Annotated in this window: 13 protein-coding genes; 3 read left to right on the top strand and 10 right to left on the bottom strand. The window is 68.2% G+C overall.

The annotated features are described in order from the left end of the window. The 5 genes from ytpR to rpmI all read right to left on the bottom strand — a co-directional run. A partial coding sequence (ytpR, locus tag RMO04_RS18745; RefSeq protein WP_309646286.1) for a YtpR family tRNA-binding protein occupies positions 1–1,246 on the bottom strand: 1,246 nt, incomplete at its 3' end. Further along, the gene (locus RMO04_RS18740) at positions 1,243–1,653 is read right to left on the bottom strand and encodes an ASCH domain-containing protein (protein ID WP_309646285.1); all 411 of its coding nucleotides are present in this window, start codon (positions 1,651–1,653) and stop codon (positions 1,243–1,245) included. The genes ytpR and RMO04_RS18740, both read right to left, overlap by 4 nt. Beyond that, positions 1,653–2,762, bottom strand: a complete 1,110-nt coding sequence (gene pheS, locus RMO04_RS18735; RefSeq protein WP_309646284.1) for a phenylalanine--tRNA ligase subunit alpha — start codon at positions 2,760–2,762, stop codon at positions 1,653–1,655. Before pheS ends, RMO04_RS18740 begins: the two co-directional genes overlap by 1 nt. Positions 2,763–2,877: 115 nt before the next feature. Beyond that, positions 2,878–3,234, bottom strand: coding sequence for a 50S ribosomal protein L20 (gene rplT, locus RMO04_RS18730; RefSeq protein ID WP_309646283.1), 357 nt, complete (start codon positions 3,232–3,234; stop codon positions 2,878–2,880). A 15-nt stretch (positions 3,235–3,249) separates the two neighbouring features. Beyond that, positions 3,250–3,450: a 50S ribosomal protein L35 gene (rpmI, locus tag RMO04_RS18725; protein ID WP_309646282.1), complete on the bottom strand. Its 201-nt coding sequence runs from the start codon at positions 3,448–3,450 to the stop codon at positions 3,250–3,252. 191 nt (positions 3,451–3,641) lie between these two features. On the opposite strand from rpmI, the gene RMO04_RS18720 reads away from it, so the two are divergent. Then, positions 3,642–4,331 carry a DUF1345 domain-containing protein gene (locus RMO04_RS18720; RefSeq protein ID WP_309646281.1) on the top strand — a complete coding sequence of 230 codons (690 nt, stop codon included), beginning with the start codon at positions 3,642–3,644 and terminating at the stop codon, positions 4,329–4,331. Here the strand turns inward: RMO04_RS18720 and RMO04_RS18715 are convergent. The 5 genes from RMO04_RS18715 to RMO04_RS18695 all read right to left on the bottom strand — a co-directional run bounded on the left by RMO04_RS18715 (position 4,328) and on the right by RMO04_RS18695 (position 9,676). Beyond that, positions 4,328–5,533, bottom strand: coding sequence for an MFS transporter (locus RMO04_RS18715; RefSeq protein WP_309646280.1), 1,206 nt, complete (start codon positions 5,531–5,533; stop codon positions 4,328–4,330). The genes RMO04_RS18720 and RMO04_RS18715 overlap by 4 nt on opposite strands. Then, the gene (locus RMO04_RS18710; protein ID WP_309646279.1) at positions 5,530–6,750 is read right to left on the bottom strand and encodes an MFS transporter; all 1,221 of its coding nucleotides are present in this window, start codon (positions 6,748–6,750) and stop codon (positions 5,530–5,532) included. Before RMO04_RS18710 ends, RMO04_RS18715 begins: the two co-directional genes overlap by 4 nt. 146 nt (positions 6,751–6,896) lie before the next feature. Then, positions 6,897–7,418: a translation initiation factor IF-3 gene (infC, locus tag RMO04_RS18705; RefSeq protein ID WP_254835918.1), complete on the bottom strand. Its 522-nt coding sequence runs from the start codon at positions 7,416–7,418 to the stop codon at positions 6,897–6,899. A gap of 120 nt (positions 7,419–7,538) precedes the next feature. Beyond that, positions 7,539–8,513, bottom strand: coding sequence for a glycosyltransferase family 9 protein (locus RMO04_RS18700; protein ID WP_309646278.1), 975 nt, complete (start codon positions 8,511–8,513; stop codon positions 7,539–7,541). Continuing rightward, entirely contained in the window at positions 8,510–9,676 is a 1,167-nt protein-coding gene (locus tag RMO04_RS18695) for a glycosyltransferase family 4 protein (RefSeq protein WP_309646277.1), read from the bottom strand. The genes RMO04_RS18700 and RMO04_RS18695 overlap by 4 nt, the downstream gene beginning before the upstream one ends. A gap of 84 nt (positions 9,677–9,760) precedes the next feature. Between RMO04_RS18695 and RMO04_RS18690 the strand changes: the two genes are divergently transcribed. Together RMO04_RS18690 and chrA are read left to right on the top strand one after the other, a co-directional pair. Then, positions 9,761–10,504: an alpha/beta hydrolase gene (locus tag RMO04_RS18690; RefSeq protein WP_309646276.1), complete on the top strand. Its 744-nt coding sequence runs from the start codon at positions 9,761–9,763 to the stop codon at positions 10,502–10,504. Further along, positions 10,501–11,763 (top strand): chromate efflux transporter (gene chrA / locus RMO04_RS18685; RefSeq protein ID WP_309646275.1); only part of this gene is annotated, 1,263 nt, incomplete at its 3' end. The genes RMO04_RS18690 and chrA, both read left to right, overlap by 4 nt.

Genomic DNA, 11,763 nt, shown 5'->3' with positions numbered 1-11,763 from the left:
GGGCCTCGCCGACGACCACGATCTCGGACGGCTCGCCGCCGCACAGCTCCAGGATCAGCTTGGTGGCCAGCTCGATGCCGGGAACCAGGCTCTCGGGGTCCACGCCCCGGGCGAAACGGTACTGGGCGTCGGAGTTGATGCCCGTGGCGCGGCCGGTCTGGGCGGTGCGGATCGGATCGAACCAGGCGGCTTCGATGAAGACCTCGGTGGTGTCTTCCGAACAGCCCGTGGACGTTCCGCCCATCACGCCGCCCAGGCCGATGGGCCGCTTGCCGTCGGCGTCGGCGATGACGCTCATCTCAGGTGTGAGGTCATAGGTCTTGCCGTCCAGCGCGATGAGCTGCTCGTCGCTGTGGGCGGTCGGGGCGGGATGGTCGGCCGAGGTTTCGCCACCACCGCCGCGCCGTCCAAGGCGCGCCTCGATCACGTCGCCGACCATCAGGGCGCGGTCATAGACGTGCAGCGGCCGGGCGCGGTCGTGGGTGATCAGGTTGGTGACGTCGACCAGGGCGTTGATCGGGCGCAGGCCGATGGAGATCAGGCGCTGTTGCAGCCAGGCCGGGGACGGCCCGTTCTTGAGGCCGCGGATCAGTCGGCCGGCGAACTGCGGGCAGGCGTCCGAGCCGTCCAGGCGGATCGTGACCGGGCAGGGGAACTTGCCCGGCACGGGCTCGACGCCGACATCCTTCAGCACGCCCAGGCCCGCGGCGGCCAGGTCACGGGCGATGCCCACGACGCCCAGCCAGTCGGGGCGGTTGGGCGTGACCTCGAAGTCGATCACGGCTTCCAGGCCCAGAGCCTGGGCGGCAGGGGTCCCTACGCTCAGGCTGTCGGGTAGCTCCATGATGCCGTCGGACTCGCTGGCGGCCTCCAGCTCGGAAGCCGAGCAGAGCATGCCGTTGGAGACCACCCCGCGCACGGGCTTCTCGGCCAGTGTCACCTTCAGCCCGGGAACGTAGGCGCCGATGGGGGCGTAGATGGTGGTCAGGCCCGGCCGGGCGTTGGGCGCGCCGCAGACGATCTCCTTGCGGCCGTCGACGGTGTCGACCTGGCAGACGCGCAGCCGGTCGGCGTTCGGGTGCTGGACGGTCTCCACGATCCTGGCGACCGTGAAGGCGGCGAGCTTGGACGCCGGATCGTCCACATGCTCGACCTCCAGGCCGGCCATGGTCATGGCGTCGACGACCTGCTGGGCGGTGGCTTGGGTCTCAAGATGCTGCTTGAGCCAGGACAGGGTGAACTTCATAGGTCGGCTCCCTCGCCGATAGTCTCGATCAGGCGGAAGCGTTCGCACCACAGGGGCATGTCGGGCGCGAAGCCGCCGTTGCGGGTGAAATAGGCCTGATGCTCGCGCCGCCAGCTCCCCAGCGTGCGGTCATCCTCGCCTTCCTCGAAGGCGAACTGGGCGTCGACCTCATCGAAGCGGCGCTGGACCAGTTCGACGGTCTCCAAGACGGCGCGCGGCCGGCCGGCGCCGTCCTCCGCCACCCAGCGCTTGCCGACCTCGGAACCCTTCAGGCCCTCGGCCACGGACCAGCAGGTCGCGGTCTTCTTGCCCTCAAGGATAAGGGCCAGGAGTTCGTCGGCCAGCTCCGGCCCATCCCCGAACGGGAACCGGTCGAGGCCGCGCCAATCCTGCACGGCGGCGGACATCAGCTCAGCCCCGTCGCCGGGTTCGGCGCGGCGTAAGGGCTGAAGCCGTAGTGCTCCAGCCAGCGGACGTCGCTGGCGAACATGTCGCGCAGGTCGGGCATGCCGTATTTCAGCACGCCCAGCCGGTCGACGCCGCAGCCGAAGGCGAAGCCCTGCCAGACGTCGGGGTCGAGGCCGACATTGCGCAACACGTTGGGGTGGACCATCCCGCAACCCAGGATCTCCAGCCAGTCGGAGCCCTGGCCAATCTTCACCTCGCCGCCGGAACGGTCGCACTGGACGTCCATCTCGGCGCTGGGCTCGGTGAACGGGAAGTGGTGCGGGCGGAATCGGGTGACCACGTCCGGGGTCTCGAAGAACCGGCTGAGGAAAGTCTCCAGCGTCCACTTCAGATGGCCCATATGGATGGCGCGGTCGATCACCAGGCCTTCGATCTGGTGGAACATGGGCGTGTGGGTCTGGTCGCTGTCCTTCCGGAACGTACGGCCCGGCACGATGACGCGGATCGGAGGCTCCTGGCCGTTGGCGATCCAGGAGGGGAGCTGCTCGTTCACCCGGTGCATGACGCGCACCTGGACGGGGCTGGTGTGGGTACGCAGCACCTTGCGCTCACCGTGCGCGTCCTCGGGCAGGAAGAAGGTGTCGTGCATCTCCCGCGCCGGGTGCTTGGGCGGGAAGTTCAGCGCGGTGAAGTTGTTGAAGTCGGTCTCGATGTCTGGGCCTTCGGCCACCGAGAAACCCATCTCGGCGAAGACGGCGATCATCTCGTCCATCACCTGCATGGTGGGGTGGACGCTGCCCTTGCGGCGCGGCGGGGCCGGCAGGGTGAGGTCGACGCGCTCGGCCGCCAGCTTGGCGTCGAGCTCGGCGGCTTCCAGCCCGGCCTTGCGCGCGGCGATGGCCGACTGCACGGCGTCGCGCAGGCCGTTGATCAGCGGGCCCCGCTCGCGGCGTTCGTCGGGGCTCATCGAGCCCAGCGACTTCAAGAGCTCGGAGACCCGGCCGGACTTGCCCAGCGCGGCGACGCGGACGGTTTCAAGAGCCTGGAGGTCGGACGCGCCGGCGACGGCGGCCGAAAGCTCGGCTTCCAGTGAGGTGAGATCGGTCATGACACGGCTGCTTTAGAGGGACGGTCGATGTGCGGTAAGAGGGCAGCAAAAAGCCCTCCGGCGGATCACACCGGAGGGCTTCTGATGCTCAGTGAGTCCGGGGACTCAAATGGCCTCAAGCCAGCGCGGCGCGAACCTTGTCGGCGATGGCCTTGAACCCGACCGGATCGGCGCCCGCGATGTCCGACAGGACTTTGCGGTCAAACTCGATACCGGCCTTGTCCAGGCCGAAGATAAACTGGGAGTAGGTGAAGCCTTCCAGGCGCGCCGCGGCGTTGATCCGTTGGATCCACAGCGAGCGGAAGTTACGCTTACGAACCTTGCGGTCGCGGTAGGCGTACTGGCCGGCCTTGTCCACCGCGGCCTTGGCCGTGCGGATGGTGTTCTTGCGGCGGCCGTAGAAACCCTTGGCCTGTTCAAGAACCTTCTTGTGTTTGGCGTGGGCGGTGACGCCCCTTTTGACGCGAGCCATCTGTCAGCGCTCCTCTTACAATCCGTAGGGCATGTAGGATTTGATCGTCTTCGAGTCCGAAGCGCTCATCACCTTGGTGCCGCGATTTTGACGGATGTACTTGGCGCTGTGGCTGATCAGCCGGTGGCGCTTGCCCGCGACGCCGGCCTTGATCTTGCCGGTCGCGGTCAGTTTGAAGCGCTTCTTCGCGCCTGACTTGGTCTTCAGTTTGGGCATTTCACTTGCGGTACCCTAGGGCCCGTCCTCTGGCGTATTGATGAGCCGTCCTGGCATGCCTTTTGGCCAGACGACTCCGAAGAGCGGGGCAAATACGCCAAAGGGTGAGGGAAGGCAAGGGTTTGCTCACCTCGTGAGGCGTCTCTTGCGCCCCGCGCTATACAGGGTCGACGCCCAGGAGGCACGCCGTCATGAGCCAGGCCCGCACCCGACGCCTGATCAAGCTGTTCGCCGCCCGTCCACGCCTGGCCGGAGCGTTCGCCTTCGGGCTGGTGGTATGGCTGATATGCCTGGCGACACCGAGCGGCCCGGACGCGATCACCGCCGCCGTCCTTGGCTGGAACGCCACCTGCCTCGGCTTCATCGCCGCCTCGCTGCACATGATGTGGGGCGCCACGCCGTCGAAGATCCGGGCCATCGCCGCCACCCAGGATGAGGGCCAAGCGGTGATCCTGGGCCTGGTGATCCTGTCGACGGCCGCCAGCATCGTGGTGATCGCCGCCGAGCTGTCCGCGGCCAGCGGCGACAGCGGTCTGATGAAGGCGCTGCGGGTGGGCCTGGTGTTCTCGTCCGTGGCCGCGTCCTGGTTCTTCGTGCAGATGATCTTCGCCCTGCACTACGCGCACGAATATTACGCCCCCTACCTGAAGACCAAGCGCGACACCTGGGGCCTGTTGTTCCCAGGGGGCGAGGCCCCGGACTACTGGGACTTCGTCCACTTCTCGGTGGTGATCGGGGTGGCCAGCCAGACGGCGGACGTGGCCTTCACGTCGAAGGCGTTGCGGCGAGTCGGCACCCTGCACGGGATCGTGGCCTTCGTGTTCAACACGGTGGTGGTGGCGCTGACCATCAACCTGCTCGCCGGCCTCTTCGCCCGTTAGGTCCGGCGCGGGACCCGCCGCAGCACCTGGAAGGCCAGGACCAGGGCCGGCAGGATCAGCAGGCAGCCCAGGGCGAACGGCGCGCCGGGGGAGACCATCGAGAAGAGCTGGCCCGCATAGATCGGGCCGCCGATGCGGGCGAGCGCGTTGTTGGACATGTTGAGGCCCAGCATCTCGCCCTGGCGGTCAGGCGGCGTGGCGATGGAGATCAGCCCCACCAGGTTCGGGAAGCAGATCGACTGGCCGAAGCCGACGATGGCCAGGCCCAGCACCGCCATGGGCCAGGCGAAGGAGGCGAACTGCACGAACATGCCGATGAACATCAGGGTCAGGCCGGCGATCAGCACGCGCGCCTCGCCGAACCGGCGGACCAGCATCGAGGTCCCGATCCCCTGGGCGAAGGCGCCAATGACACCAATGACCATGAAGGCGAGGCCGATCTCGCGCGGGCCCCATCCGAAGCGGACTTCGGTCCACAGGCCATAGGTCGCCTCGATCCCGGCGAAGCCCGAGACGATGACGAACGAGATGATCATGATCCGCGAGATGATCGGGTGGGCGATGGCCTCGCCCAGGGCCGGCGAGCGGCCCTTGGGGCGCGGTTCGCCGGTGGGGGGCCGGGTTTCCTTGACGAACAGGAAGACGCCCAGGGCCGAAGCCAGGCCGAAGGCCGCGGCGGCGAACAGCGGGATGTGGAAGCCGATAGGCCCAAGCTCGGGCTGGGCCAGCAGGCCGCCCAGGGCCGGGCCGGTCATGAAGCCGAGCGAGAAGGCCGAGCCCATGACCCCCATGCGCCCGGCGCGCTGGTCGGGTGGGGTGATGTCGGCCATGCAGCCCTGCAGGGTCGAGATGTTGCCCGCGAAGAAGCCGCCGGCGAAGCGGGCCAGGAAGGCCAGCCAGATGTTCGGCGCGAACGCCAGGGCCACGTAGCACAGCGCGGCGACGGCGATGGTGACGATCAGCACCGGTCGCCGCCCGATCCGGTCCGACAACCGGCCCCAGAACGGCTCGCCCAGGAACTGTCCGAATGAGAAGGCTGAGAACAGCAGGGCGATCTGCCAGGCCGGCGCATCCAGGGCCTTGCCGAAGAACGGCAGCAGCGGGATCACCAGGCCGAAGCCCGCGATATTCAGGAAGGTCACCGACAGCAGGATGATCAGCGCGCGCCGATCCTGCGGCGGGGCCGGCGGTTCCGGGCTCATGGCGCGGCGCGGGCCCTGGCGACCCTCCGGCTGGCCGAGAGCGCCAGGAAGATCGCCGGCGCGACCACCAGGGCGCCCATGATGAAGGGCCCGTTGATCGACAGCGGGAAGATCAGCCCGGCGCAGAATGGCCCGACCACGCGCGCCAAGGCGCCCATGGCGTTGTTGAGCCCCAGGATCTGGCCCTGTCGATGCGGGTCGGCGGTCTGGGAGATCATCGAGCCGACGTTCGGGAAGGCCACGGACTGGCCGATGGCGGTGAGGCACATCAGCGCGATGGTGACCGCACCGCCGGGCGAGATGGTCTGAGCGGCGGCCGAGACCACCGTGATGCTCATGCCGATAGCCAGCATCTTGCCCTCGCCGAACCGTTCGGAGAGCCGACCGGTGACGAACATCTGGGTGATGGCCGCGGCAATGCCGACGAAGAAGAAGCAGACGCCGATCTCGCGTGGTCCCCAGTCGTAGCGCGCCTGGGCCCACAGGCCGAAGGTGCTCTCGATGCCGGTGAAGGCGAAGCCGACCAGGAAGGTCAGCAGCATGAGGCGCCCGATCACCGGATGACGGATCACCTCGCCCGTCGCCGACCAGCGGCTGGGGCGGTGGGTGATGGTCTGGTCGCGGGTCTTGCTCTCGCGGATGAAGACCATGATCGCCACGACGCACAGGGCCGCCAGGCCCGAGGCCATGAACAGCGGGATACGGAAGCCGACGGGTCCGGCGTCGGGATGGGCGAACAGGCCGCCGACCATGGGCCCGAAGATCAGCCCCACGTTCCAGGCCGCGCCCTGATAGGAGAGCAGCCGCGTTCGCTTCTCCGGCGGCGTGACGTCGGCGATGTAGCCCTGGACGACGGCCCCGTTGCCGGCCGCCAGCCCGCCCACCAGCCGGATCGCGAAGGCCACCCAGATGTTGGGGGCGAAGGCCAGCGCCAGGTAGCAGAGGCAGTTGCCGGTGATGGTGGAGATCAGCAGCGGCTTGCGGCCGTACTTGTCCGACAGCCGCCCCCAGAACGGTTCGCCGAAGAAGGCGCCCACCGAATAGGCCGAGAAGATCAGCGCGATCTGCCAGGGCGGGGCGTCAAACGACTTGGCGTAGAAGGGCAACAACGGAACGATGATCCCGAAGCCCAGCATATTGATGAAGATGACGGCGATGAGGGACGGCGCCGCCATCGAGGACGGCGGCGACGCCCTCTGCGGCGCGGTGTCGGACATGTGAACGGTGTTAAGGGGAGCCGCGCCGCGCGGCAAGTCCGACCGCGGCGCTCGGACTTGCATGGGCGCGCCGACTTGCCAGCGCGCATGAAAAAGCGGCCGCCCCGGAAGGACGGCCGCTCGTTCGTTTCCGCGAGGTCTAAACCCTAGCGCGGGGCCAGGATCATGATCATCTGGCGGCCTTCCATGCGCGGCTCGTACTCGACCTTGGCCACCGGCTCGAAGTCGGCCTTCACCTTTTGCAGCAGCTTCATGCCCAATTCCGGGTGGGCCAACTCGCGACCGCGGAAGCGCAGGGTGACCTTCACCTTGTCGCCTTCTTCGAAGAAGCGGTGCATCGAGCGCTGCTTCACCTCGTAGTCGTGGATGTCGATGTTCGGCCGCAGCTTGATCTCTTTGATCTCGACGACCTTCTGACGCTTGCGCGCCTCGTTCTTCTTCTTCTGTTCCTGGAACTTGAACTTGCCGTAGTCCAGAATCTTGCAAACGGGGGGATCGGCGTTCGGCACGATCTCGACGAGATCCAGACCTGCCTCCTGGGCGGCCTCCATGGCCGACGAGGTGGGCATCACGCCCTGCTTCTCGCCGTGCTGATCGATCAGCAGGACCTTGGGGACGCGGATGTCTTCATTGATACGCGGTCCGTCTTTAACGGGCGGCGACTGCATGGGGCGGCGAATAGGCTTTTGCTCCTGGAGCTGTTTCAACGCGAAACGCGCCCGGCGCTGGGGGCGCGTCGGTCGTTCCAGTCAGTATATGACGAAGGCGACAGCCCCAATCAAGCGGAGCTAGGCAGAAGGTACGAGAGCGTTCACCGCCTGTAGGACTTGGGACACAGGCAGATCGACCAGGTTCTGGGCCTGCAGCACGGCCACATGACCTCGCGGCGCCGAAAGCGCCGGGTTCGAGGCGCTCGAGAAAAGCACGATCGTGGCGGCTCCCGTGGCCGCCGCCAGGTGCAGGGGGCCGGTGTCGTTTCCCACCACCAGGGCCGCGCGGGCGCCCAGCGCGGCGATGCGGGCGAAATCGGTGCGCCCGGTCAGGTCGCGGGCCTGTCCGACGGTCTTCTGGATCTGGCGGGCCAAGGCGCTTTCCTGCGGGCCGCCGATGATGACGATGTCGAACCCGCGATCGTGGAGCGCCTTGCCCAGTTGCGCGAAGCGCTCCGCCGGCCAACGCTTATCCAGCCGGTGGGCCGAGCCGCCCGGCACGAAGATCACATAGGGGCGCGGCTTCACCCCGCCCGGAGTCGGGCGTTCCTGCCGGGCGTTGCGCACGACCCAGGAGAGGTCGGGGGGCGGGGCGCTGCCCGGTTCCGTGGGCGCGTCGGGCCAGATGCCGGCGAACTTGAGCTGGTCGGCCTGACGCTCAAGGGTGTGCATGGAGTTGCGTCGAGGGTTCTTGTGCGGCAGGGCGCAGCCCAGCGCCACGCCCGACCACTCCGGCGGGAAGGGCCGCAGCATGTGGAAGAGCCGCGCCGACTGAGCGGAGGTCTGCAAGTCGTAGACGCGGTCGTACCGCGCGGCCTTGAGCCTGCCCCTCAACGCCAGCCAGGCGCTCAGGCCCTCGGGCCGCCCGTCGGTCTCCACCCGGTTGAAATAGGGGCAGGACTTGGCCAGCGCTTCGAAGGGCGGTGTGGTGAGCAGGGTGATCCGGGCCTTCGGATGGGCCTCGCGGATCTTCTTCATGGCGGCCAGCGCCAGGATGAAGTCGCCCAGCGCCGAGAGCTTGATCACCAGGACAGTGCGGATGTCGCGGCTCACGTGGCGCGCGCCTCCAGCACGCGTTCGTAGGACTCCAGGGTCGCCTGGCACATGGCGTCGACGGAATAGAGCCGCCGGGCGCGGTTGGCGGCGGCCTGGCCCATGGCCGCCAGGCGGCCGGGACCCAGATCCACGGCCTTGGCGATGGCGCAGGCCCAGGCTTCGGCGTCGCTGACCTTGACCAGCCAGCCGGTCTCGCCGTTCAGCACGGTCTCGGTGGTGCCGCCATGGTCGGACGCCAGGACGGGCTTGCCCATCACCTGGGGCTCGACCGCCGTGCGGCCGAAAGACTCGGGCTTGGTGGTGGGCAGCATGGCGATGTCGCAGACCTGATAGGCGGCAGGCATGTCGTCGCAATGGCCCACGACCAGGATCTGGTCCTTCAGTCCCGCGGCCGCGATGGAGGCCAGGATCTCGAGCCGGTAGTCGGTGCGACCTTGGTCGTCGCCGGCGAAGATCATGAGGAAGTCCTCGCGGCCCTCCGCCTTCAGCCGGGCGGCGGCCTCGACGATCAGCAGATGGCCCTTGATGCGGGTCAGGCGGCCGGCCAGCAGCAGTTTCACCCGGCGGTCCGAGGGCGCGATCCCCCAGGCGGCGCGCAGGGCCTCCACGCGGTCGGGCGTGACCCAACTCGGGTTGAAACGCTCCAGGTCGATGCCGCGCGGGATCGAGACGATCCTGGCCGGGTCGATCTGGTGTTCGTTCAGCACGTGGTCGCGGGTGTAGTCGGAGTTGGCGATGACCAGGTCGCCGCGGGTCATCACCGCGTTGTACCAGCGCTTGAGGCTGTTGTTGGCGTTGTAGACCCCGTGATAGGTGGCCACGAACGGCGTCTTGGTGGCCTGGGCCGCCCACAGCGCCGAGAAGGCCGGAGCCCGGCTGCGGGCGTGGACGATGGAGACCTTCTCCTTGCGGATCAGGTCCACCAGGCGCGCGGCGTTGCCCAGCATCACCAGGGGGTTCTTGGTCTGGACGGGCATCTGGGCCAGGCGTCCGCCGTCGGCCTCTAACCGCGACGCCATGCGTCCGCCCCGGGTCGCCACCAGGGCCTTGCCGCCGACGCGCACCACCGCGTGCGCCACATCGATGGTGGTCTGTTCGGCGCCGCCGGTTTCGAGCTCGGGGACGACCTGCAATAGGGTGAAGTTCGGGGGCAGCGTCACGCAGCCCTGCATAGCGTAAGCCTACGTTTGGTAAACCCCGCCCGGGGACAGGGCGCTGTCACATCGTCGCGTTATGAGGCCCCCATGAGCGAGATCGCCGGATTCCTGGACCGTCCCGACGGCGCGAAGCTCGCCTGGCGACTGATCGAGGGTTTGGGCCCGACCGTGGTGTGGCTTGGCGGGTTCAAGTCCGACATGACGGGAACCAAGGCCCAGGCCTTGGCCGACTGGGCGCTCGCCAAGGGACGTTCGTATGTGCGGTTCGACTATTTCGGACACGGAGAGTCCGACGGCGACTTCGCTGAGGGCACGATCAGCCGCTGGCGGGCGGATGCGCTGGGCGTGCTGGAGGAACTGACCGCAGGGCCGGTGGTGCTGGTGGGTTCGTCCATGGGCGGGTGGTTGTCCTGCCTAGTGGCCGCCGCTGTCCCCGCCCGCATGAAGGCCATGGTGTTGATCGCCCCGGCCGCCGACTTCACCGAGAAACTGATGGGTCCCGAGGTCACCGCCGCCGATCGCGAGGCTATGGACCGCACCGGCGTCTGGATGCGTCCCTCCGACTATGGCGAGCCCTATCCGATCTCCAAGGCCCTGCTGGATGACGGCGCGCGGTGGTCGATCCTGCCGGGCCCGGTGAATGTCGAGGCCCCGGTGCGCATCCTGCAGGGCGGCGAGGATCCGGATGTGCCCTGGCGACACGCGCTGGCCCTGGCTCAGGCGATACGCGGCGACGACGTGGTGTTCAGCCTGATCAAGGACGGCGATCACCGGCTGTCGCGCCCGGCCGACATCGCCCGGATGATCGCCGCGGTCGAGGAGGTGGCGTGAGCGGGGAACCTGTCCTGCCGAGCTTCTGGACGGCGGCGCGCGTCTGGGCGCGGATCGGCCTGCTGAGCTTCGGCGGCCCCGCCGGCCAGATCGCCCTGATGCACAGGGTGCTGGTCGAGGAGCGAGGTTGGATCGGCGAGCGGCGGTTCCTGCACGCGCTCAACTACTGCATGCTGCTGCCTGGCCCCGAGGCCCAGCAGCTCGCCACCTATGTCGGTTGGCTGATGCACCGGACGGCGGGCGGACTGCTGGCGGGCATCCTGTTCGTCCTGCCGGGCGCCGCGGTGATGCTGGCCTTGAGCATCCTCTACGTTCTCTATGGTACGACGCCGGTCGCCGCCGGCCTGTTCCTGGGCGTGAAGTGTGCGGTGCTGGCTATCGTCGTCGAGGCGGTGCTGCGGGTCGGACGCCGGGCGTTGAAGTCCCACGCGGCGGTCGCCGTCGCGTTCGGAGCCTTCCTGGGCCTTTTCCTGCTGAATGCTCCCTTTCCGCTGGTGATCGCCCTGGCGGGACTGCTGGGCTGGATGGCGCCTCGGCTGTTCGGGGGCGGCAAGACCGGCTCGGAGGCCGATGACGGGCGGATCGGACTGGTCGACCAGATCATCGACCAGGGCGGCGCGGCCCATCTGGTCCCTTCGCGAGGCCGAGCTTTGCGGGTGGCCGCGATCTGGTTGCCGATATGGCTGGCGCCGGCGGCGGTCCTGTTTTCGCTGTTCGGTGAGGCCAGCGTCTGGACCAAGATCGCGGGCTTCTTTTCGACCATGGGCGTGGTGACGTTCGGCGGCGCCTACGCCATGCTGACCTATGTCGCCCAGGCGGCGGTCGAGGGGTTCGGTTGGCTGAAGCCCGGCGAGATGGCCGACGGTCTGGGGCTGGCGGAGACCACGCCAGGGCCGCTGATCATGGTGCTGCAGTTCGTGGGTTTCCTGGCGGCCTATCGCAACGCCGGCAGCCTGGACCCTCTGATCGCCGGCTGCCTGGGCGCGCTGCTCACCACCTGGGTCACCTTCGCGCCGAGCTTCCTATGGATCTTCCTGGGCGCGCCCTATGCCGAGGCGCTGCGCGGTCACCGCGCGGCGGCCGCAGCCCTGGCGGCGATCAGCGCCGCGGTGGTCGGCGTGATCGCCAACCTCGCCCTGTGGTTCGGGCTGCACGTGCTGTTCGCGCGCGTCACGACGAAGGCCGGGATCGAAGTGCCGGATTTGGCGAGCCTAGATTGGCGCGCCGGCATCCTCACCGCGGTTGCGATGGTCGCCATG

Origin of the sequence: Phenylobacterium sp. (assembly GCF_031412415.1) — a bacterium.
Classification (GTDB): domain Bacteria; phylum Pseudomonadota; class Alphaproteobacteria; order Caulobacterales; family Caulobacteraceae; genus Phenylobacterium.
Note: the sequence above shows the minus strand (reverse complement) of the source record. Positions and strands in the feature narration are given on the sequence as shown.

Excerpts from the sequence above, each read along its gene's own strand:
- RMO04_RS18720 (WP_309646281.1), top strand. The coding sequence starts at position 3,642 with ATGAGCCAGGCCCGCACCCGACGCCTGATCAAGCTGTTCGCCGCCCGT.
- rpmI (WP_309646282.1), bottom strand. The coding sequence starts at position 3,450 with ATGCCCAAACTGAAGACCAAGTCAGGCGCGAAGAAGCGCTTCAAACTG.
- RMO04_RS18715 (WP_309646280.1), bottom strand. The coding sequence starts at position 5,533 with ATGAGCCCGGAACCGCCGGCCCCGCCGCAGGATCGGCGCGCGCTGATC.
- pheS (WP_309646284.1), bottom strand. The coding sequence starts at position 2,762 with ATGACCGATCTCACCTCACTGGAAGCCGAGCTTTCGGCCGCCGTCGCC.
- rplT (WP_309646283.1), bottom strand. The coding sequence starts at position 3,234 with ATGGCTCGCGTCAAAAGGGGCGTCACCGCCCACGCCAAACACAAGAAG.
- RMO04_RS18690 (WP_309646276.1), top strand. The coding sequence starts at position 9,761 with ATGAGCGAGATCGCCGGATTCCTGGACCGTCCCGACGGCGCGAAGCTC.
- RMO04_RS18710 (WP_309646279.1), bottom strand. The coding sequence starts at position 6,750 with ATGTCCGACACCGCGCCGCAGAGGGCGTCGCCGCCGTCCTCGATGGCG.
- infC (WP_254835918.1), bottom strand. The coding sequence starts at position 7,418 with ATGCAGTCGCCGCCCGTTAAAGACGGACCGCGTATCAATGAAGACATC.
- RMO04_RS18740 (WP_309646285.1), bottom strand. The coding sequence starts at position 1,653 with ATGTCCGCCGCCGTGCAGGATTGGCGCGGCCTCGACCGGTTCCCGTTC.